A 19,879-nucleotide genomic window follows, 5' to 3' on the forward strand; every position below is an offset into this window, starting at 1 on the left:
GCGCGCCAGCGCCGTCTCGAGCCCTCATGCGAGGAACTCCGGATGGCTGAGCCTGTCGAAGCCTCTCCGCACCTCCTGGACGATCGATCACCCACTCTGGACGCATGGTCAGGCACACCCTCCGTCGCTCCGCCAGGCTCGACACATGACCCTGGACACCCCCACCGCCTCGGTGCCGATCACGCCGGACCGCGCCGTCCGAGCGCAGGCGGCCGCAGCATCCGCGACCCCCACCCGCACCGCCTGGGCGGGTGTGCTCGTGATGATGGCGACGAGCTTCGCGCTGGTCGTGTCGGAGTTCCTGCCGCCGAGCCTGCTGCCCGCGATGGCGGCGTCGCTCGGGGTGACGGAGGGGCAGGCAGGGCAGACCGTGACGGTCACGGCACTCGCCGGGCTGGTGGCCGCGCCGGGGATGGCGCTGCTGTTCCCGCGACTCGACCGCCGGACGCTCCTCGTGGTTCTCGCACTCGCCGCCACGGTCTCGAACGTCGCCGTCGCGATCTCGGGCAACCTCGTGCTGCTGCTCGTCGCGCGACTGCTGCTCGGCGCGGCGATCGGCGGCTTCTGGGCGATGTCGCTCGCGGTCGCGGCGCGGCTCAGCGAGCCTCGGCGTTTCGGACGCGCGGTCATGCTCATCAACACGGGCACGACCATGGCGACGGTCGCGGGCGTGCCGCTCGGCATCTGGCTCGGCTCGATCGCGGACTGGCGCGTCGTGTTCGGCGCGATGGCGGTCGCGACCGCCCTGGTCGCGCTCGGACTCCGGCTCGTGCTGCCGGCCGTGCCCGCAGCGACCGGCGCCGGCCTCCGCGTGCTCGGTCAGACCCTCGCGACGCCCGGGATCGCGTGGGCGCTCGTCGGCCACGTGCTCACCGTGATGGCGCATTTCATCGCGTTCACCTACATCCGGGCGGCGCTCGCTCGGATCCCCGAGCTCGACGCCGGGGCGGTCGCACTGCTGCTCGCCGTGTTCGGCATCGGCGGCGTCGCGGGCAACTTCGGCATCGGCCTGCTCGTCGACCGGCACCTGCGCTGGCTGCGGTTCGCGGTGCCGCTGCTGATGTCCGCGGGAATCGGCATCCTGGCGCTCGCGCCGGCGTCGATCGCGGCGCTCATCGTGGTCGTGGCGGCGTGGGGCTTCGCGTTCGGCGCCTGGCTGCCCGTGATCACGACCTGGCTCGCCCGGGTCGTGCCGGACCGGATGGAGGCCGGCGGAGGACTGCTGGTGGCTGGTTTCCAGCTCGCGATCACGCTCGGTGCTGCCGCGGGCGGGGTGCTCGTGGACGGTGTCGGTGTGACACCGGCGCTGTTCGCGGCGAGTGCGGCGGCGCTGATCGGCGGGGTGCTGTTCGGGACGGCGCGGACGAAGGCGCCGACCGCCTGAGCGAGTCGCCCACTGCGGATGGCTGAGCCTGTCGAAGCCACGGCGGATGCCAACACCCGCTGGCTGAGGAGGGCCGCCAGGCCCACGCCGGCTTCGCGCGGCTTCGAAGCCTCGGTTCGTGTGACTCGAGCCGCTAGACGGCCGCGACGATCTGCGTGGCCCGGGCCCGCGCCCGCCAAACCACGGGCGGCACCCCCGCATCCCGCCGGAACGCCCGGCTGAACCCCTCATCCGACCCGTACCCGAGCCGCCGGGCGACATCCGCGACACTCAGCTCCGGACGCCACAGCAGCTCCCGGGCCGCCTCCATCCGAACCCCGGCGACGTAACTCGCCGGCGACTGCCCGACGACCTCCCGGAAGCGGACCGCGAACGCCGACCGCGACATCATGGCGACGCGGGCGAGCTCCTCGACCGACCAGGTCCGGTCCATCTCGGCGTGCAGCGCGTCGATGGCGAGGCGGATCTGCGGGTCGTCGTCCTCGCGCAGCCAGCGCGCCGGAGCGCATCCGTGCTCCGCCCACTGCTGGATGACGGCGGACACGATCGCGGTCGCGATGCGGCTGCACACGACCAGCGCGCCCCGCCGGGCGGTCCCCTCGGCGACCGGGCACGGCATCCCCTCGAGCAGCGCGATCATGTTGGGCTCGCGCGAGGCGAAGCCGTGCACGACGAGCGCTCCGGGAACCCCGTCGAGCACGCTCGGCCGATCGGACGACGGCGCGAGCGCCACGTCCACGATGACGGCGTCGCCGGCGGCGCGGAGGCCGCGTCGCTGCGCCCGGCTGAAGAACACGATGTCGCCGGGGGAGAGGACGGTGTCGTAGCTCCCGTCGACCAGCCGCACGGTCCCGGACGACACGTACACGAACCCGGCGTCGCCCTGGACTTCGGATGCCCGCTCGCCGTCCGCGAGCGAGGCGCGTCGAGCGCGCACCAGCGTCCATTCGAGTGCCGCGAGCGCCCGGTCGAGCGAGTCGGGCTGCCACGGGGCGCGGTCCGCTAGGAGGGTCATAGAAGAGGGGAGCGTCAAGCGTTGACGACCTATTCCGATGAGTGGTCGCTGACGATGCCTCGACCTCGCTGTTAGCGTGGCGGGATGACGGCCGAGTCGCTGAGGGACGAGCTCCGAGCGTTCGTGGCGGAACGCGATTGGTCGCAGTTCCATACGCCTGAGAACCTCGCGAAGAGCATCTCGATCGAGTCGGGCGAGCTGCTGGAGTGCTTCCAGTGGTCCGGCGAGGGCGAGCGGGAACGTGTGCTCGATGAGCTGGCCGACGTGCTGACGTATTCGTTGCTGCTCGCTGACAAGCTCGGGGTCGACGCCGAGCAGATCGTGCTCGACAAGCTCGCCAGAACCCGCGACAAGTATCCGGTCGACAAGGCCCGCGGCAGCAGCGCAAAGTATGACCGGCTCTGAGATCGAGCAGCTCGCGTTCGACGCGCGTGCGATCGATGACTGGGGGCGTCTCGATCCGCGGCACACCAACTGGCCAGTGGTCTACGTGCTCGATGGTGAGCACTCCGCCGACGCCACTCCTGGCGACGTCTACGTCGGCGAATCACGGAACACGGTTTCGCGCATGCGCCAGCACCTCGCCGCGCCCGAGAAACAGCACCTCGAGCGGATCCGCGTGATCATCGACCCGACCTACAACAAATCGGTCTGCCTCGATCTGGAGTCGTACCTCATCCGGATGCTGGCGGGCGACGGTGCGTTCGCGGTGCTCAACAGGAACGACGGCATCGTCGAGGCGGACTACTTCCAGCGAGAGGACTACCGGGAGCAATTCGCGGAGATCTTCGAGCGGCTGCGGGCTGAGGGGCTCTTCACCAGGTCCGAGGCCGAGATCGTCAACAGCGACCTGTTCAAGCTGTCGCCCTTCAAGGCGCTGAGCGAAGACCAAGCCGTCGCAGTCGAGGACATCGTCAGCGGACTCCTCGAGGACTTGACCGGCCCGGGCGAGCGCGTCTCGACGGTCATCCAGGGAGAGCCGGGAACCGGGAAAACGGTCGTCGCCGTGTTCCTGATCAAACTGCTCGTCGATATCGCATCCTCGACCGACGACGAGACGGTAGACGACGACTCCTGGTTCTCGGAGTTCTTTCTTCCCGAGAACCGTGCGCTGCTCGCAGGCAAGCGGATCGGGTTCGTCGTACCGCAGCAGTCGCTTCGGAAGTCGATCCAGAAGGTGTTCCGCAAGACGCCGGGGCTCAGCGCCGACATGGTGCTGAATCCGTTCCAGGTCGGACAGGACCCGACTGGATGGGATCTGCTCGTCGTCGATGAAGCGCACCGCCTGAACCGGCGGGCGAACCAGTCGTCCGGCGTCCGCAATCGGGACTTCGCCGAGATCACGACCGCGCTGTTCGGACACGACGATCTGCAGAAGACCCAGCTCGACTGGATCATCGCCAGGAGCCGTCACCGGATCCTCCTTCTCGATCGCGCGCAGACGGTGAAGCCGGCGGATCTGGCCCCGGAGGCGGTCGGCGCGGTGATCGCAACCGCCGAGACACGGCACCGCAGTTATCGCCTCATGTCGCAGATGAGGGTGAAGGCGGGCGATGACTACGTCGGGTACGTCAGAGGTCTGCTGGACCCCGACGCCGAGAGTGCTCCCGAGCCGAAGGCGTTCGAGGGATACGACCTCCGATTCTTCGACGACTTCTCCGCGATGCGCCAGGAGATCCGCGCGCGCGACGCGGAGGTCGGACTTTCGCGTCTCGTCGCCGGCTACGCGTGGCCGTGGGTGACGAAGGGGCGTTCCGATGGGCACGACATCCAGATCGGCACCGAGCGGATGCGATGGAACGGCACGGATGTCGACTGGATCGCGTCGCGAGGCTCGTTGGAAGAGGTCGGCTCGATCCACACCGTGCAGGGCTATGACCTCAACTACGCGGGCGTGATCGTCGGCCCCGACCTCCGATCCGATCGACATTCGGGCCGCATCCTCTTCGACCGCTCCTCGTACTTCGACAAGAAGGGGATGGAGAACAACGCGAAACTCGGCCTCGTCTATGGCGATGACGACGTGCTGAGATACGTGGCCAACATCTACGCGGTGTTGCTCACCCGCGGGATCCGTGGGACGTACGTGTACGTCTGCGACCCGGCGTTGCGCGAACACCTCCGCCCCTATCTGTCTGCGAGGACCCTCCGGTCGCTCTGAGGTAGTGCTCCTCGGTCCGCCGCAAGTTAGGACATCCGCCTGATCCACCCGCCCTACCTCAGAGCGGAACCTCGAGGCATGAGCATCGTGACCGAGTACACCTTCTCCCACCTCGCCGAGCAGCGTGAGCACGATCTGGCCGTCGCCGCCGAGCGCCGCCGAGTCGCGCTCGCTCGGGTCGCGGAGGCGCAGCCGGGTGCAGCGCGGACGACGCGCACCGGCATCCGCGCCCGCCTCGCGTCGGCACTGCACCTGCACCGCACGCCGCACGCGACGGCCCGCGGCTGAACGGCGTGCCGGCCGCACCTCGGTGGACCTCGCGACGGCTCGACCGCACCGGCCGCGTCGTCGTTGGTCCGTGGCACCATGACGAGGTGTCCAGGACCATCGCCAACCGCATGATCGGCCGCCAGGCCGAGCTGTCGCGGCTGCTCGCGCTCGCCGCGGAGGCGGAGGCCGGCGAGGTCCGCACCGTGCTGCTCGCCGGCGAGGCCGGCATCGGCAAGTCGCGGCTCGTTGAAGAGTTCCTGGCCGCGCAGGCCGCCCACGACACCCCGCCCGTCATCGCCCTCGCCCACTGCGTCGACTTCGCCGCCGCCGAGTCGCCGTTCGCACCCCTCCCCGAACTCCTCCGCGGGCTCGCCGACGCCGTCACCGAGGACGCGCTGCTCGCCGCCGCCGGACCGGGCGCCGCTACGATTCGCGGCTTCCTCGACGGGGGAGCGGACGCCGCCAACCGGGTCGGCGGCGTCAACGTCGTCGCGGATGCCGTCACCCGCACGCTCGAGGTGCTGGCCGCGGACCGCCCTGTCGTGCTCGTCATCGAGGACGTGCACTGGGCCGACCCGGGCACGCTCGACCTGCTCCGGTTCCTCGCTCGCGTGCTGCGCCGAGCCCGCATGCTGACACTGCTGACGTTCCGCGATGACGAGCTCGCCGGGCGTCCGCTGCGGTCCGCGCTGCCCGAACTCGAGCGCACGCGCGGCGTCGAGCGGATCACGCTCGCCCGGCTCGCGCCCGACGAGATCCGGGCGCAGGCCGCCGAGATCCTCGGGCGCGAGCCGCGCGCCGCCGCGCTCGCGGAGCTCGCCGACCGCAGCGAGGGCATCCCGTTCTACGTCGAGGAGCTGGTGCATGCCGAGAGCGGAATGAGCTCGGTGCCCGACTCGCTGCGCGACGTGCTGCTCGCACGCTACTCGCCGATGAGCGACGACGCGCGCCGGCTGGCCCGGGTGCTCGCGGTCGGCGGCACGCGCGTCGAGCACGAGGTCGCCGAGGCCGTGCTGCCGATGGACGACGGTGACTTCGACCGCGCGGTCCGCGAGGCGGTGGATGCCGGAGTGCTGCGCGTCGGCGGGCGCAGCTACGCCTTCCGCCACGCCCTCGTGCGCGATGCGATCTACGACGACGTGCTGCCTGGTGCGCTGCGTCGCGTCCACACGGCCTACGCGGACGCGCTCGAGGCGCTCCCGACGACCGCGGGCGCGCGAGCGGCCCGCGCGGTCCGGATCGCCGACCACCGACTCGCGGCCGGCGACACGGAGGCCGCGTTCGCCTCCGCCTTCGCGGCCATGCAGGCGAGTCGCGAGGCCGCCGCATACGTCAGCTCGGCGCGGATGGGGGAGCGCACCGTCGAGCTCTGGCCGCGGGTGGCCGATCCCGAGTCGATCGTCGGCGCGCCGCTGCCGCTGCTGCGCACCTGGGTGGGGTCGGCCTGGCGCAGCGCGGGCGAGAACGCTGCGGCGATGGCTTCCACCGGCGCCGCCCTCGACGAGCTCGCCGCCGACGAGCATCACCTCCGCGCGAAGGTGCTCCGCGTCCGCGCGACGGTCCTGACGAACGACCGGCGCGAGGGCGCCCTCCACGAGTACGAGCGCGCGCTCGCCGAGCTGCGGATGCTGCCGCCGGGCACCGACCGCCGACTCGAGTCCGCGCTGCTCGCGGGCATCGCGTCCGGTCGGATGGTCGCGGGCGAGAACACCGCTGCGATCGCACTGGCCGAGGAGACGCTCGCCGTCGCGCCGGACGACCACCAGCGCGTCCGCTCGATCGCGGCGACCGTGCTCGGCTCGACCCGCATCATCACCGGCGACATCGAGCAGGGCATGGCCGACTTCGATGAGGCCGCGCGCATCGCCGGCACCGAGCCGGACGGGATGCTGCGGCACTACACGAACTGGTCCGACGCGCTCCAGCTGCTCGGCCGCTTCGCCGAGGCCCGGGACTTCGCGGAGGCCGGACTCGCGGCCGCGCGGGAGGCGGGCGTCGAGCGCTCGAGCGGCGGCATCCTCGCGGTCAACCTCGTCGATCCGCTGTTCGCCCTCGGGGACTGGGACCGCGCCGAGGCGATCACCGCCGAAGCGCTCGAGCTCGACCCGCCGTCGCTGTTCCGGGCCTACCTCGAGCGCTGCCAGATCCGCTCGGCGTTCTGGCGCGGCGACCTCGACGCTGCTCACCGGCTGCGCGACACCGCCCGGCTGCCAGAGCGGACGAACCAGCAGGAGACCATGGCGCTCGCCGGCGAGTTCGGGCAGCTCGCGCTCGCCTCGGGCGACCTCGCCGGGGCGCGGGCGGCGCTGGAGCCGCTGCTGTCGAGCCCGCTCGACAAGATCGCCGGCTGGACCATGCAGGCGGATCTCGTCGCCGCGCAGCTGCTCGCGGCACTGCGCAGAGCCGGACCGAACCGCGCGGATGACGCTGACGAGGTCGCCGCACGGCTGCAGCGTCGACTCGATCGAGACGCCTACTGGCTGCGGTATCCGCTCTGGGGTGCGGTGATCGCCGCGACGCTCGGGGGAGCGGACGGCGCCGGGAGCGATCTGGAACTCTGGCGGACGGCAGCCGCAGCCGCATCGGCAGCGGATTCCGGCGCGCCGATCTGGCTCACGATCACCACCCGGCTCGGGCTCGGACGCGCGCTGCTGACGGCGGGCGAGCGCGCCGATGGCCGCGAGGTACTGACCGCTCTGCACGCCGACGCGTCCGAGCTCGGTGCGCTCGGGATCGCGGCGGAGGCGGCGCGGCTGCTCGCCGACGCCGGCCTGGCGGCGTCGTCAGGTCACGGTGAGGGCGGGCCGGCCGTCGGCGATCCGTCCGCCGCGGGCGCGACGTCGGACGTCCCGGCCCGCGCCGGCGCTGAGCCGCTGACCGATCGCGAGGGGCAGGTGCTCGGCCTCGTCGCCGAGGGCCTCAGCAACGGGCAGATCGCCGAAAGGCTGTTCATCAGCCGCAAGACGGTGAGCGTGCACGTGTCCGCGATCCTGCGGAAGCTCGGCGCGGCGAACCGCACCGAGGCGGCGCGGTACGCGCGGGTGGGCGAGCGTTCCGCGTGAACGCGAGCGGGATGGGGGCGAGAGCCGCGTCCGCGTCCTGATCAGCGAACCGCGCGCGCAGCATCCGCTGCGGCCGGGGCCTTCGCAGCATCCGAGACTCTCGCTGCGCCCGAGACCTTCGCGGCCCCCCGCGCACCGGGAGCGCCCGCGGTCTTCGCCGCACCGTTGGCCGCGTCGTACTCCGCCTGCTTCGCCTGGATCTCCGGCTCGTGCGCGACGGCCCAGTCCGCCAGGGCGACCGCGTGCGGCAGCAGCGAGTCCGCGAGCTCGGTAAGCTCGTACTCCACCCGCGGCGGCACCTCGGCGTAGACGGTCCGCAGCACGAGGCCGTCGCGCTCCAGGTTGCGCACCGTGAGCGTCAGCATCCGCTGCGAGATGCCGGGGATGCTGTTGCGCAGCTCGGTGAACCGCTGCGGTCCGGCAGCGAGCGCGGCCACCACGAGCAGCGTCCACTTGTCGGCGAGGTGGTCGAGCAGCGCCCGGATCGACCGGCCTACATCGCGGCGGATGCTGCACACGCGGGAGTACTCCGTCACGATCCGCTCCTCCGTCCGCTCGCCGGGCACACATCCGCGGGTCGGGAACACGTGTGTGCCTTTTGTACCGCCGCCAATAGTTCTCCATGATGGGTCCGGTTACGGAACAGAACTATAGAAGGAGAACCGTGCTCATCGCGTATTGGATCGTCGCCGGCCTGCTCGCCGTCGCCTACGTCTTCTCGGGCGGACGGAAGGTGGTGCAGTCGAAGGATGCGCTGCGCCCGATGATGGGCTGGGTCGACATCATGCCGCTCGGCCTGGTCAAGACGATCGGCGCGCTCGAGGTGCTCGGCGCCATCGGACTCGTGCTGCCGCCGCTCACCGGCATCGTGCCGCCGCTGGCCTTCGCCGCGGCGATCGGGCTCGTCCTCGTGCAGGTGGCGGCGTTCATCCTGCACGCGGTGCGGCGCGAGTTCACCCTGCTGCCGCTCAATCTCGTGCTGCTCGTCTGGGCCGCGGTCGTGGTCTGGCTCGCGACGATCTGGCTCTGAGTCTGGGGCGTTCGACCGCGCCCGCGGGCGGAGCGAGCCGTCCGGCGCTCCGGGCTACCGTCCCGCCGGCTCGGGGCGGACCCGGATCCCGCGCCGATCGCATCCGGAGGATCGTCTCGCCCGGGGAATCGCCGGTACTGCATCGCAGTACTCCGCGCCCACCGACGCGGAGCGGACCTCGTAGAAAGCGAGCCGCCATGCGACTCATCACCGCCCTCGCCTCCGATCGGCTCGTCGATCTCGACGCCATCGACCGGCTCACCTCGAAGCTCAGCGACGAGAACTACCAGGGTGTCTGGTCGGCCCAGAAGGACCCGCTGCTGGTCTTCGCCGACAGCAACCTCGACGGCACGGCCATCGGATTCTCGGGCGGCGCGATCGCCGGTGCACCCGAAGGGCATCCGGTGCAGCTCATCTTCTGGGGCGACTGGTGGAACACCGCCGGTGCCGCCTCCCGCGCCGAGATCGAGGCGGAGACGCAGCGGCTGCTGCTGACCCGCCAGTTCGCCGAGCTGTGGCAGTACGGCGTGCCGCACGCACCCGTCTGGCGCGGATCGATCACGGTGACCAGCCCCGAGGTGCCGACCTCGACGACCGCCAGCGACATCATGGCCGCCTGCAAGGACCTCGGCGACGACCTGCTGAACGACGACGTGTTCCCCGACCCCGACGACGGGCCGCGCATCCTCTTCCTCGTCATGATCCCCTTCTCGACCACCATCACCGGCACGGTGCTCGGCGCCCACAGCAGCGCCTACGACTTCGACTTCCCGTTCGAGCTCGACCGAGATCGGTACTGGATCGGCTGGACACGACTCAGCGAGGCGCCGGGCACGCGCCCGGACCAGACGATGCTGACGCTCGGCCACGAGATCATCGAGATGCTGACCGACCCGGAGTCCGACGGCTGGCACACCGGGGCGAACACGTCCAACGACGAGATCTCCGATGCCGGCGGTTCGCCGGCTGCGGGATCGCCTCCCGGGAAATGGACCTCCAACTTCACCTGGCAGAGCGCGTTCAACCGCGACGTCAAGGTGCAGTCCTACTGGTCGCAGCGGCACGGGCGCACGGTGATCCCGCTCACCGGACGGTACGGCGCCCAGCTGCGCGCGATCATCCACGAGCGCGACCGGCACGAGGAGCAGCGCGGCACGTTCCGCCCGGTGAAGTCCGGCAATCTCGGCGCGTGTCTCGACGACCGCGACTTCTGGTGGCGGGTGTACACGCTCGACGAGCACATCGCCGTCCGCGTCGCGACGGACGGCTACCACCGAGCCGACGTCTCGGCCTGGACCATCGCGGGGATGCCGGCCACCGGCCCGTCGGGCACGGTGCGGCTGACGGCGACCATCAGCACCCACACCGGTATGGATCCCGTCGAGCGGATCGAGACCTTCGACGTCGACTACACCGTGACGCCGATCGGCATCGATCTCGATCTCAGCCGAGCTCCCGGCGGCTTCGATCTCGACGTGTCGTGCACGGTCACCGACGGCGACATCACCGGCAACGTGCTCACCGAGCCGATCGCGACGCCGCACGTCATCGTCGGCGTCCGCGGCACCGCCCTCGTGCTTGAGCCCGCCTACGTCGAGCAGCTGACCGGATGCCTCAAGCAGCTGCTGAAGAAGTACACCGAGCTGAAGGTGCCGTTCCACCGCCCGCGTCCGGGCGACCCGCCGGTGTTCGACTGGGGCGTCATCCGCGAGCACCAGCCGAACTGGGCGTCGCAGGCCGAGGTCGACCGGGTGCAGGGGATCGCGTGGGGCATCACCGCGGCGTTCGCGCTCGAGAACCGGGAGGACGCGCACACCTACGCCCAGACCCTGCTGCAGAGCCTGCCGTCGATCGGCAGCCGGCTGTCGGCGCGCCAGGTGGAGGCGGCGTTCATCACGGCGCCGCCGCTCGGCGACACGGAGAACGGCCCCGCGTCGACCGCCTGATCCTCGGCGTGCCGGGGCCCGCGCGGCGACCGGCCTCCCAGGGCGCGCACGGATGCCCGATCCGCGCGTGCCCGGAGGCCGGCCGCCGCGTCGCCGCCTACCGTCGCAGGATGGCCATCCGGCACCGTCCCGTCTACGCCCTCCACCTGCTGTGGTCGATCCCGCTCGCGATCGGCCTGTCGATCGTGCCGTTCGCCTTCGGCTCGATCAGCATCTGCGGCGTGAGCGGATGCGGCGGCGGCGGCTTCGGCCCCGCGTACGGGCCGGACTCCGAGTGGATCATCCCGTTCGCCATCATCGGCGTGCTGTTCGCGCTCGCCATCGGCCTCGTGCCGTGGCAGAACGCGGCGGTGCGCTGGATCGTCGGGCTGCTGGTCGGCGGGGTGATCGCGGGCTGGCTGATCTGGTCGGGCTTCGAGTCGAAGTACCCGCTCGTCGGCTAGGTCTACGAGGCGTCGGCGTCCAGGTCGTCCGCAGTCTCGTCGTCGGCGTCCACGTCGTCGAGGTCTGAGTCGTCCGTCCCCGCTGCCGTCGTCGACAGATGCCGCTTGAGCCGCTTCGACATCGGCACGAAGGTCGCGAGGGTGAGACCGCCCGACAGCACCGCGCCCGCGATCGGGATCGCCTTGGCGACTCCCTTCGCGAAGACGTCCTTCGTCATCTTGACCCCGAGCTGCTTCGCGACGGCTTTGACGAGGGGGTAGATCGTCCCCTTCGTCAGCGCCTTCTTCGGCAGCTGCTTCACGACCTGCTCGCCGACCTTCGCGGCGACCTTCGCCAGACCCTTGTTGGCGGCCTCGACGCCGACCATCACGCCCACGAAGAGCGTCAGGACATTCTGGGTCCCGTCGTCCGGCTCCTCCCCGTCCTTTCCGAACAACGCCGGCCAGCTGTAGAGGTACGCGAGCTTCTGCGAGATGCGGAGCATGTGCGCGAGGTACTGCACCGCGTCGGCCGGGATCGTGCCGATCATCGCGAGCCCGCCGGGCAGTCCTGCTGCTGCGGAGATGCCGGTCACCTTCGTCGCCTCGTACGAGATGGAGGCGTTCGCGAGCTTGCTGATCACGTCGAGCGGAATGCCCGCGGCGGCCGGGGTCTCCTCGATCGCGCGACGGACCTGCGCATCGGTGCAGTGCCGCGACAGCGTCCGCTTCAGGTACGCGGCGCGGTCGATCCGGACGCCGGGAAGCCCCGATGCGACGACCAGCGCCTTGCCGAACGCGGTCCCCGACGAGCCGTTCTCGATCTCAGTCATGATGCCTTCACGCTACGCATCGCGGGTCGGCCACCACAGCCCCCGAGCGGGCCACGGCGGGGTGGACGTCACGCGTGGAGACGCCGCCGGCACCGGCCCCCCGGACCCCCTCAGTCCTCGGGGTCGTCCGGGTCGACCGGCGCGTGGTGGTCGAGACCCGCGACGCCGCGGCGCCAGTAGCCGCTCGCCTGCACCTGATCGCGGCTGAGGCCGAGCTCGCGGCGGAGGTAGCGGCGCAGCGGGATGAGCGCGCCGGCCTCACCGGCCAGGAACACGAACGTGGTCTCGTCGAACGGCGCGAGCGCGCGGAGCGCGGGCTCGAGGTCAACATCCGCGTCGATCCGCTGCAGGTGCGGCGGGGTCGTGCGGGCGGCGGCGACGGATCCGAGGTAGCCGCCCTCGGCCTCCGAGATGCGGAGCAGCGCGGTCGCCGGCACGTCCGGAGGCGTCTGGCTCAGCCAGCGCGAGGCGGCCGGCAGCGCCGTGGAGTCGGCGACGATCACGAGCCGGGTCACGCCCTCGGGGACGAGCCGCGAGCCGCGCGGACCTCCGACCGCGAGCCGGTCGCCCGGTGCCGCCGCACCCGCCCAGGCGGAGGCGGGCCCCTCGTCGCCGCCGTGGCCGGCACCGTGCAGCACGAAGTCGATGTCGAGCTCGGGTCCGCCGCTCGCGCCGGACGCACGGAAGGCGAGCGGCGTGTAGTCGCGGGTCACCGGCTCGAAGCCGTTCGCGGCCGGGAAGCCGAGACGGATGTGGTCGGCCGGTCCGTCCGCGGCGAAGCCGGCGAGATCCGGGCCGCCGAGCGTGATGCGGGTCATCGACGGGCTGAGCGGGGTGACGCGGAGCACCTCGAGGTCGCGGCGGACCAGCTCATGGCGGACGACGGGGCGGTTCAGGGGCATGGCACCAGTCTGGTCGGGGTGGCGGTGCGGGCGCTGGGATGCGCGTATCCGTCGGCTGAGGAGGGCGCCCCGCGCCCACGCCGGCTTCGACGGGCTCAGCCATCCGAGTGGCCGGCTCAGCCATCCGAGCGGCCGGCTCGGCCATCCGAAGCGCACACGTCCCTGGCGCGGGGCGTGCGCGGGGAGGATCATCCGGGCATGGCGACTGCGATGGACCGGTTCACGATGTCCCAGCTCCCCACCCTCCGCTGGGCCGCGGCGCGGCGACGGGTACGCGCGTCGATCGGCGGCGAGGTGGTCGTCGACTCGCGCGATGCCCGGATCGTCTGGGAGCCGTTCCGGGTCGTCGGGTCGTACGCGGTGCCGGTCCGCGACGTGCACGCCGCGCCCGTCGCTCCGGTGCGGGTGGAGCCGACGGTCGGGCATCCGCGGGTACTGACGCCCACCAATCCGTTCGGGGTGCACACGACGAGCGGCACCTCGTGGACGATCCCGGCCGACCGCGCGCTCGTCGGGGCCGCGTTCTCCCCGGACGATCCGGACCTCTCCGGCTACGTCGTGCTCGACTGGGCGGCCTTCGACGAGTGGCGCGAGGAGGAGGACGTCGTGCTCGCGCATCCGCACGATCCGTTCCAGCGGATCGACTGCCTCCGCTCGTCGAGCGAGGTCGTGGTCGAGGTCGGCGGGGTCGAGGTCGCGCGCTCGAGCCGGCCGGTGCTGCTACTCGAGACGCACCTGCCGCCCCGGTACTACCTGCCGCGCGAGGACGTGCGGATGGACCTGCTCACCCCGAGCGGGACGACGAGCGTGTGCGCTTACAAAGGGCGGGCGTCGTACTGGTCGACGGAGGCGGCGGCGAACGTCGCGTGGACCTATGCGGAGCCGTTGCACGACGGCGAGCCGGTGCGGGGGCTGGTGTGCTTCTGGGATGAGCGGGTCGAGGTGACCGTGGATGGGCGGTCGACTCGCGGGGCGAGTCCGTTCGGGTAGGTCTGGGCGCTGAACCCGCTAGCTGAGACGGCGCCAGAGCGCTTTCTTCAGCTAGCGAGTTCGGTGAGCGATCCTTCGACAGGCTCAGGGATCCGGGTGCGGCGCGGGGACCCTTCGACAGGCTCAGGGATCCGGGTGCGGCGCGGGGACCCTTCGACAGGCTCAGGGATCCGGGTGCGGCTCGGGGACCCTTCGACAGGCTCAGGCATCCGTGATGCTCAGCACCGGGTCTGGGCCGCCTCGTCGTAGGGGACCGCGCCGGCCGGGGTGCCGAAGTCGGGCGTGCCGTCCGCGGCCCAGCCGACCGGCTGGGCGTAGATCGACCGCGAGTCCCAGCCGCCCTCCGGCGTCGAGTTGGCGTGGAAGATGTTCCAGTTCTGGCCGTTCTTCCCGGGCACTGGCAGCGACTCGCCGCCCGGACCGTAGAGCCCGTTCGCCGAGCTGAACACCGGCCCGCGCTTCTCGTACGACCGGTAGTCGGTCAGGTCGCCGCCCTGGTAGACGAGCATCCCGAGGCTGTACGAGCCGTCCCAGCTGGCATCCGCGTTGTAGACGATCGAGAGCGTGCCGGCCGGGCTGATCCAGGCCTCCGGACCCTCCTCGATCGCGGCGGTGCCGGTCTCCCACGGCTGATCGGGGTTCGCGATGAGCCGGCGGTGGTCCTGATCGATGTGGAGCGGGTCGCTCATGTGCGCGATGTAGATCTGCTGCGGCGCGGCGCCGCCGTTGCCCTCCGGCGTGCCCGACCACGCCATCCACCAGCTGTCCTGGTACTGGAACACGGTCGGATCGATCGCCCACTGGTCCGTCGAGTCGGCGATCTTGCCGGCGAAGCTCCAGCCGACGCCGCGCGGGTCGCCGTCCGGCGCGGTGATCGCGAAGATGCGGTGGTTGTCGTTGCTGCCGTCGTCCGCGGCGAAGTAGACGACCCACTGTCCGTCGAGGAACTCGAGCTCCGGCGCCCAGATCTCCGAGCTGTGGTCGGTGCCGGCCTCCGGGCGCCAGACCGTCGTCGGCGTGGCGCTGCCGAGACCCGCGATGGTGGACGATCCGCGGATCTGGATGCCGCCATCTGCCGACTGGACGAGGTAGTAGGTGCCGTTCCGCTCCCACACCGAGGGGTCGGCGCCCGACATGATCGGGTTCTCGAGCGTGCAGGTCGCGGCCTGCGCGACCGACGCCGGGGCGCCGCAGGCGGTCAGCGCGATCGCGACCAGGCTCAGGACGGCGAGGCGGAGGATTCCGACGAGTCGCATGGTGATGGTCCACTCCTTCGTGGCTGCGTCCGCCGCGTGGTGCGGTCGGTGCTTCGACCGGCAGAGTGCGGAGGAACGCTTCCGTACACGTTTCCGAACCCGTCTACCGTGGCCTCGGCCGCGTCGACGGAACCCGCTTCACAGCGGACTCTGCGGTTCTAGGCTGACCCCGTGGAGGCCTACGCCGCGGAACACTGGCACGAGCTGTTCGTGATGATGGGCGGTGCCGCGGCCGCGCTCGCCGGGCTCATCTTCGTGGCGGTGTCGCTGAACCACGAGCAGATCCTGTCGCTGCCGAAGCTCCCGAGCCTCGCCGGCCGCACGCTCACGCTGCTCATCGGGCAGCTCGTGTTCTGCATCGCCGGACTCGCGCCGCAGCCCTCGCTCGCCCTCGGGATCGAGCTCATCGTGGTCGGCGCCGTGATGGTCGCGGTCGTGGTCGGCACGACGATCCGCACGTTCGAGCCCGACGAGCCGGCGCGCTGGCGGGTGAGCAACCTCGGCACGGCGCTCGCCGCATCCCTGCCGGGGCTCGTCGCCGGTGTCTCGCTGCTCGCCGGGGTCGGCGGTGGGCTGTTCTGGCTGCTGGCGGAGTTCGCGGTCGCGATCGTCGTCGCCGCGTACTACGCCTGGGTGCTGCTCATCGAGATCCGGCGCTGAGGCGGGATCGCGGGAGCGAGCGGCGACCGAGGCGGACACGACGCCGACGCGCAAGGCCCGCCGAGGGAAGCAATCCCTCGAGGAGCCCGGATCCGCGGCGCTGTGTCCGCATCTGCGCCCGCGCCGCGCGGAGGCCGGCGCCGGGCCCGCGCCGCGTCTGCGGACCTCAGCCGTCGAGGTCTGCCGCGAACGTGCGGAACTCGCCCCGCTCCGCGTGGATGCTCCAGATCCGCTCGGCGAGCGTCTCCGGCTCGTGCGAGGGCTCGCCGCCGCCGATGCCGCGCGGGATGACGAGCTGCGCCACGTGGATCTGCTCGTCCTTCAGCGCGTCGTGCAGCAGCTGGCCGTAGGCCGACTCGCCCGCGAACGCGATGGACGTGCCGGTCACTCGCGCGCCCGGCCGCACCGAGCTCGCGCCGTTGATGAAGAGGATCGTGCCGCGTCCGATCGAGCGCATGCCCGGGATCACCTGGTGCGCGGCGGTCACCGGCCCGTAGACCGAGAACTCGATCGGGCCGACGAGGTCGTCGGCGACGGTCTCGAGCACCGGCCGCATGAACTCCTTCGCCGGCAGCGGGCTGTACTGCAGCACCTCGATCTGGCCGAGCCGCTCGGCGGCGGCCTCGAGCGCGGTGCGGAGCGACACCTGGTCGCGCACGTCCGCGGCGAATCCCGCGGCCTCGAAGCCCTCGGACCGCAGCGTCGCGGCCAGGTCGTCGAGCCTGTGCTGGTTGCGGGAGATGAGTGCGATCGAGAAGCCCTCGCGGCCGAAGCGGCGTGCGACGGCGAGTCCGAGCTGAGGTCCGGCACCGATGATGGCGAGCGTGGTCATGCCTCCAGCGTGGCCGGGCCCGTGCCCAGCGCACCGGATGAGGAGGCGGCGCTCAGGGGACTCTGCGGAAGCGCCTCCGCGGGCTGGGATGCCCGCAACCGGGCGGCGAGGCGGTCCTTGTCATCCGCCCTTCGCGGCCCGCGCACCCGGCCCGACGGTGTCCGCCGCCTCCCGGATCAGGTCGCGGATGCGGTCGTCGAACGCGTCGAGCTCGCGCAGCGAGTACCGGTGCATGAACACGGTCTTCGTCGTGGCGAAGCTCGTGCGCGGCTTCGGATTCCGCACCTCGCGCGTCAGCTCGATGCCGAGCTCCAGGTAGTGGCTCTTGATGTAGGCGGAGGCGAAGGTCCGCGTCCGGGCGAACGCGATGTCCGCCGAGTGGACGCGCTCCTCGACGTCCGGCAGCGAGCGGCAGAAGTCGCGGAACGCGGTCAGCTTGGCGAGGTCCTCATCGTCGAGTCCGGCGGTGAGCTCGCTCCAGGTCGAGTCGGCCATGCCCCGAGCGTGCCGCACGCGCCCGACATCCGATCCCGGGGTTGACTCACCCGACCCGGTCGAGCTGCACGAGCACCTCGGAGTGATGCGTCTGCGGGAACATGTCGAAGACCCGGGCGCGGCGCACGCGGTACGAGGGCATCCGCTCGAGGTCCTTCGCGAGCGTCACCGCGTTGCAGCTCGAGTAGAGCACCGTCGGCACCCCCGAGCCCTCGAGCCAGCCGCTGAGGCGCTCGCCGATGCCGCGACGCGGCGGGTTCACGATGACCAGATCGGGGCGATCTGACGCGGCCGACCGCTCGGCGAACCCGGTGGCGTCGCCGACCTCGAACACGGCGTCCGGCAGCCCGGCCGCGTCCGCAGCCGCTCGCGCGCTGTCGATCGCCTCCGGACTCACCTCGACGCCGAGCACACGGCGTCCGGCGCCGGCGACCGACAGCGCGAAGCCGCCGACGCCGCAGTAGAGATCCCAGACGGATGCCGGTGCGACCTCCTCCGCCCATTCCCGCGCCTGCCCGTACAGCCGCTCGGCGATGCCGGTGTTCGTCTGCACGAAGCTGCCCGGACGCACGAGCAGCTCGACGGCGCCGACGCGCATCGGCAGGGCGACGGCGTCCGTCAGCACGATCTCCCGCTCGCCCTCGATCACCGCCTTGTGCTCGGGCTGGATGTTCAGCGACGCGACCCGCACCGCTGGCAGCTCCGCGAGCAGCGAGGGGAGGTGCTTGCGGATGCGGGTCTCGGCCTCCGTCGACCGCAGCACGAAGCGGAGCAGCAGCCCGCCGTCCGGCGACTGCACGAGCAGCACGTGCTTCAGCTCGCCGCGGCGGGCCGGCACGTCGTAGGGCTCGAGGCCGGCGCGGGTGATGAACGCGGCGATCGCGGGCAGCGCGTCGCGGATCACGTCGGGGTGCAGCCCGCAGTTGCGCAGGTCGACGCCGTGGCGTCCGGCATCGAGGATGCCGAGCGTCGGCGCCTCGATCGTGCCGGCGACGACCATCTTCGCCGTCGCGCGGAACCCGCTCTCGGCGCTCGCCGCGGGCTCGAGCCAGTCGGCCTCCGGATGCGCGGCGAGCAGCCGGCGCGCGGCGGCGTCCTTCATCGCGAGCTGCGCCGGGTACGGCACGCCCATGAGCTCGCACGAGCGGCACACGCCCGCGTCGAAGTAGGCGCACTGCATGGGTCCATTGTCGCCCGGGATGCGGCTCGGTCCCGGCTGCGCGCCTAGATGTCCTCGAGGTACTGGTGCACCGGCGTGAACGAGATGCGGTCGCCGGTGACGCCGACGAGCCCGAGGTTCACCCGGAGCAGCCGCGACGGCACCTCGGTGCCCGGCGGGGTGTTCTGGGCGCCGAGCGTGAAGCCGAGCCCGTCGACCGTCGATGCGGTCAGCGAGTCGAGGTACACCTTCACGTGGCCGTGCAGCTCCATCCGCCCGGCATCCGTCACGGCGGCGTCGTGCTTGCCGGGCTTGCGCACGTCGAGGCTGAAGTCGTCCATCGCCACGAAGTCGGCCTCGAGCTTGATGGCGGGCGCCCTTCGTCCGTCCGCCAGCGGGACGGTCACGAGCGTCACCGACGTGAGTCCGCTGAACTCGATCGACGAGCCTGCGAGCTGCGCTGCCGGCAGGGTCATGACCGGCGCGGCCGGGTCGTCGACCGCGGTCGGCGGTGCGGTCGGCACGGCGATCGGCGAGCCGCCGTCGCCCGGGAGCGCGGGGATGGGCAGCAGCCCGCCGCCCGGGATCGGCGACGACGGGCCGGTCGACGGCGCGCTCGGCGTCGGGGCCGGCGTCGATCCGCAGGACATGAGGATCGGGATGCAGAGCTCCGCCGGCTCGGACGCGCGGGCGCTCGCCGGCACGGGCGCGGCGCCGAGGCCGAGCGCCGCGGCGGCGACCACGAGCAGACCGGCGACGACCTCGGTGCGACGCGTGCGGAGGGTCACGAGCGGGCCGTCCGGCTGTCGGCGTCCGGCGATCCGCTCCGTGCCGCCACGAGCTCCGCGGCGTACTCGGCCGTGCTCACCGGAGCGACGTACTCGGGCAGCGACCGGCCCGCGGCCGCGCTCGCGCCCGCACTCCGGCCCGCGCTCCCACCCGAGCTCGCAGGGTCGGAGACGGAGGCGGCCGACCCGACGGCCGCCTCCGTCCCCGCGCCGGACGCGGTGGCACCCGACTGCCCCGCGCTCGGCCCCGTCGCTCGGGATGCCGCCCCCCGCGGCATCCAGGCGACGACGAGCACACCGCCCACAGCGCTGAGCAGCATGCCGAGCAGGAACCCGCCGAGGTTGACCCCGACGAGCGAGTAGAGCGAGAGCACCAGCAGGATCACGCCGTAGAAGATTCGGTGCTGGGGCATCAGGGTCGCGAGCAGGCCGAGCAGCACGATCGCGAACGGGATGACGGTGGCCTGCAGGCCCTCGATGCCGATCGAGATGTGGATGCGCCCGACGTCGAGCTGGCCGCTGAAGAACAGCTCGAGTCCGCCGAGTACGGCGAGCAGGCCGCCGATCGCGGGGCGGCTGCGGAACCAGCGCCCGAGGCGGGCGCGGTCGACGGCGGACCGGGGTGCGGATGTCGTGGTCATCGGAGACCTCCTCTCACGCGTGCGCTGACGCAC

20 protein-coding genes are annotated in these 19,879 nt (G+C 71.8%); 10 read left to right on the forward strand and 10 right to left on the reverse strand.

All coding sequences use genetic code 11. The features are described 5' to 3' along the window. The first annotated feature begins 145 nt into the window (after positions 1 to 145). Entirely contained in the window at positions 146 to 1,384 is a 1,239-nt protein-coding gene (locus tag AC1RSJ_RS04635; protein WP_493117170.1) for an MFS transporter, read from the forward strand. Between the two features lie 133 nt (positions 1,385 to 1,517). Here AC1RSJ_RS04635 and AC1RSJ_RS04640 read toward each other — a convergent pair whose 3' ends face one another. Further along, on the reverse strand, positions 1,518 to 2,399 hold the full coding sequence (locus AC1RSJ_RS04640; RefSeq protein ID WP_493117171.1) for a helix-turn-helix domain-containing protein: 882 nt from the start codon (positions 2,397 to 2,399) through the stop codon (positions 1,518 to 1,520). An 84-nt stretch (positions 2,400 to 2,483) separates the two neighbouring features. On the opposite strand from AC1RSJ_RS04640, the gene AC1RSJ_RS04645 reads away from it, so the two are divergent. The 4 genes from AC1RSJ_RS04645 (at position 2,484) to AC1RSJ_RS04660 (ending at position 7,892) form a co-directional block, all read left to right on the forward strand. After that, positions 2,484 to 2,804 carry a nucleotide pyrophosphohydrolase gene (locus AC1RSJ_RS04645; RefSeq protein ID WP_493117172.1) on the forward strand — a complete coding sequence of 107 codons (321 nt, stop codon included), beginning with the start codon at positions 2,484 to 2,486 and terminating at the stop codon, positions 2,802 to 2,804. Next, complete coding sequence (locus AC1RSJ_RS04650) at positions 2,791 to 4,560, forward strand: DNA/RNA helicase domain-containing protein (protein WP_493117173.1); 1,770 nt, start codon at positions 2,791 to 2,793, stop codon at positions 4,558 to 4,560. The genes AC1RSJ_RS04645 and AC1RSJ_RS04650 overlap by 14 nt, the downstream gene beginning before the upstream one ends. Positions 4,561 to 4,638: 78 nt before the next feature. Further along, a complete protein-coding gene (locus tag AC1RSJ_RS04655; protein ID WP_493117174.1) occupies positions 4,639 to 4,848 on the forward strand; it encodes a hypothetical protein in 210 nt (69 codons plus the stop codon). 86 nt (positions 4,849 to 4,934) lie between these two features. Further along, complete coding sequence (locus AC1RSJ_RS04660; protein WP_493117175.1) at positions 4,935 to 7,892, forward strand: helix-turn-helix transcriptional regulator; 2,958 nt, start codon at positions 4,935 to 4,937, stop codon at positions 7,890 to 7,892. Positions 7,893 to 7,933: 41 nt separating this feature from the next. On the opposite strand, the gene AC1RSJ_RS04665 is transcribed toward AC1RSJ_RS04660, so the two are convergent. Next, positions 7,934 to 8,428: a winged helix-turn-helix transcriptional regulator gene (locus AC1RSJ_RS04665; protein WP_493117176.1), complete on the reverse strand. Its 495-nt coding sequence runs from the start codon at positions 8,426 to 8,428 to the stop codon at positions 7,934 to 7,936. A gap of 128 nt (positions 8,429 to 8,556) precedes the next feature. Between AC1RSJ_RS04665 and AC1RSJ_RS04670 the strand changes: the two genes are divergently transcribed. The 3 genes from AC1RSJ_RS04670 (at position 8,557) to AC1RSJ_RS04680 (ending at position 11,311) form a co-directional block, all read left to right on the forward strand. Next, positions 8,557 to 8,922 carry a DoxX family protein gene (locus AC1RSJ_RS04670; RefSeq protein WP_493117177.1) on the forward strand — a complete coding sequence of 122 codons (366 nt, stop codon included), beginning with the start codon at positions 8,557 to 8,559 and terminating at the stop codon, positions 8,920 to 8,922. A 197-nt stretch (positions 8,923 to 9,119) separates the two neighbouring features. Beyond that, positions 9,120 to 10,868, forward strand: a complete 1,749-nt coding sequence (locus AC1RSJ_RS04675) for a hypothetical protein (protein WP_493117178.1) — start codon at positions 9,120 to 9,122, stop codon at positions 10,866 to 10,868. A gap of 110 nt (positions 10,869 to 10,978) precedes the next feature. Next, entirely contained in the window at positions 10,979 to 11,311 is a 333-nt protein-coding gene (locus AC1RSJ_RS04680; RefSeq protein WP_493117179.1) for a hypothetical protein, read from the forward strand. A 2-nt stretch (positions 11,312 to 11,313) separates the two neighbouring features. Here AC1RSJ_RS04680 and AC1RSJ_RS04685 read toward each other — a convergent pair whose 3' ends face one another. Both AC1RSJ_RS04685 and AC1RSJ_RS04690 read right to left on the reverse strand, forming a co-directional pair. Then, on the reverse strand, positions 11,314 to 12,123 hold the full coding sequence (locus AC1RSJ_RS04685; RefSeq protein WP_493117180.1) for a hypothetical protein: 810 nt from the start codon (positions 12,121 to 12,123) through the stop codon (positions 11,314 to 11,316). 110 nt (positions 12,124 to 12,233) lie between these two features. Continuing rightward, positions 12,234 to 13,025 (reverse strand): siderophore-interacting protein, encoded by a 792-nt coding sequence (locus AC1RSJ_RS04690; protein WP_493117181.1) that lies wholly within the window; start codon positions 13,023 to 13,025, stop codon positions 12,234 to 12,236. A 198-nt stretch (positions 13,026 to 13,223) separates the two neighbouring features. Here AC1RSJ_RS04690 and AC1RSJ_RS04695 point away from each other — a divergent pair, with 198 nt between their 5' ends. Next, positions 13,224 to 14,015 carry a DUF427 domain-containing protein gene (locus tag AC1RSJ_RS04695; protein ID WP_493117182.1) on the forward strand — a complete coding sequence of 264 codons (792 nt, stop codon included), beginning with the start codon at positions 13,224 to 13,226 and terminating at the stop codon, positions 14,013 to 14,015. A gap of 218 nt (positions 14,016 to 14,233) precedes the next feature. Here AC1RSJ_RS04695 and AC1RSJ_RS04700 read toward each other — a convergent pair whose 3' ends face one another. Beyond that, positions 14,234 to 15,271 carry a glycoside hydrolase family 43 protein gene (locus AC1RSJ_RS04700; protein ID WP_493117183.1) on the reverse strand — a complete coding sequence of 346 codons (1,038 nt, stop codon included), beginning with the start codon at positions 15,269 to 15,271 and terminating at the stop codon, positions 14,234 to 14,236. Positions 15,272 to 15,442: 171 nt separating this feature from the next. On the opposite strand from AC1RSJ_RS04700, the gene AC1RSJ_RS04705 reads away from it, so the two are divergent. Then, positions 15,443 to 15,931, forward strand: coding sequence for a hypothetical protein (locus AC1RSJ_RS04705; protein ID WP_493117184.1), 489 nt, complete (start codon positions 15,443 to 15,445; stop codon positions 15,929 to 15,931). 166 nt (positions 15,932 to 16,097) lie between these two features. Here the strand turns inward: AC1RSJ_RS04705 and AC1RSJ_RS04710 are convergent, their stop codons facing one another. From AC1RSJ_RS04710 to AC1RSJ_RS04730, 5 genes are all read right to left on the reverse strand, one after another. Beyond that, positions 16,098 to 16,763, reverse strand: a complete 666-nt coding sequence (locus tag AC1RSJ_RS04710) for an SDR family NAD(P)-dependent oxidoreductase (RefSeq protein WP_493117185.1) — start codon at positions 16,761 to 16,763, stop codon at positions 16,098 to 16,100. 120 nt (positions 16,764 to 16,883) lie between these two features. Next, entirely contained in the window at positions 16,884 to 17,258 is a 375-nt protein-coding gene (locus AC1RSJ_RS04715) for a DUF5655 domain-containing protein (RefSeq protein WP_493117186.1), read from the reverse strand. A 46-nt stretch (positions 17,259 to 17,304) separates the two neighbouring features. After that, positions 17,305 to 18,438, reverse strand: coding sequence for a 23S rRNA (uracil(747)-C(5))-methyltransferase RlmC (gene rlmC, locus AC1RSJ_RS04720; RefSeq protein ID WP_493117187.1), 1,134 nt, complete (start codon positions 18,436 to 18,438; stop codon positions 17,305 to 17,307). A 44-nt stretch (positions 18,439 to 18,482) separates the two neighbouring features. After that, entirely contained in the window at positions 18,483 to 19,205 is a 723-nt protein-coding gene (locus AC1RSJ_RS04725; protein WP_493117188.1) for a hypothetical protein, read from the reverse strand. After that, complete coding sequence (locus AC1RSJ_RS04730; protein ID WP_493117189.1) at positions 19,202 to 19,846, reverse strand: DUF6114 domain-containing protein; 645 nt, start codon at positions 19,844 to 19,846, stop codon at positions 19,202 to 19,204. Before AC1RSJ_RS04730 ends, AC1RSJ_RS04725 begins: the two co-directional genes overlap by 4 nt. Positions 19,847 to 19,879 lie beyond the last annotated feature (33 nt).

This window comes from Schumannella sp. GW821-FHT10F01, from assembly GCF_058809295.1.

Bases quoted from the DNA above. Each gene is read 5' to 3' on its own strand.
- AC1RSJ_RS04635 (WP_493117170.1), top strand. From the start codon at position 146: ATGACCCTGGACACCCCCACCGCCTCGGTGCCGATCACGCCGGACCGC.
- AC1RSJ_RS04640 (WP_493117171.1), bottom strand. From the start codon at position 2,399: ATGACCCTCCTAGCGGACCGCGCCCCGTGGCAGCCCGACTCGCTCGAC.
- AC1RSJ_RS04645 (WP_493117172.1), top strand. From the start codon at position 2,484: ATGACGGCCGAGTCGCTGAGGGACGAGCTCCGAGCGTTCGTGGCGGAA.
- AC1RSJ_RS04650 (WP_493117173.1), top strand. From the start codon at position 2,791: ATGACCGGCTCTGAGATCGAGCAGCTCGCGTTCGACGCGCGTGCGATC.
- AC1RSJ_RS04655 (WP_493117174.1), top strand. From the start codon at position 4,639: ATGAGCATCGTGACCGAGTACACCTTCTCCCACCTCGCCGAGCAGCGT.
- AC1RSJ_RS04675 (WP_493117178.1), top strand. From the start codon at position 9,120: ATGCGACTCATCACCGCCCTCGCCTCCGATCGGCTCGTCGATCTCGAC.
- AC1RSJ_RS04680 (WP_493117179.1), top strand. From the start codon at position 10,979: ATGGCCATCCGGCACCGTCCCGTCTACGCCCTCCACCTGCTGTGGTCG.
- AC1RSJ_RS04685 (WP_493117180.1), bottom strand. From the start codon at position 12,123: ATGACTGAGATCGAGAACGGCTCGTCGGGGACCGCGTTCGGCAAGGCG.
- AC1RSJ_RS04690 (WP_493117181.1), bottom strand. From the start codon at position 13,025: ATGCCCCTGAACCGCCCCGTCGTCCGCCATGAGCTGGTCCGCCGCGAC.
- AC1RSJ_RS04695 (WP_493117182.1), top strand. From the start codon at position 13,224: ATGGCGACTGCGATGGACCGGTTCACGATGTCCCAGCTCCCCACCCTC.
- AC1RSJ_RS04700 (WP_493117183.1), bottom strand. From the start codon at position 15,271: ATGCGACTCGTCGGAATCCTCCGCCTCGCCGTCCTGAGCCTGGTCGCG.
- AC1RSJ_RS04710 (WP_493117185.1), bottom strand. From the start codon at position 16,763: ATGACCACGCTCGCCATCATCGGTGCCGGACCTCAGCTCGGACTCGCC.
- AC1RSJ_RS04715 (WP_493117186.1), bottom strand. From the start codon at position 17,258: ATGGCCGACTCGACCTGGAGCGAGCTCACCGCCGGACTCGACGATGAG.
- rlmC (WP_493117187.1), bottom strand. From the start codon at position 18,438: ATGCAGTGCGCCTACTTCGACGCGGGCGTGTGCCGCTCGTGCGAGCTC.
- AC1RSJ_RS04730 (WP_493117189.1), bottom strand. From the start codon at position 19,846: ATGACCACGACATCCGCACCCCGGTCCGCCGTCGACCGCGCCCGCCTC.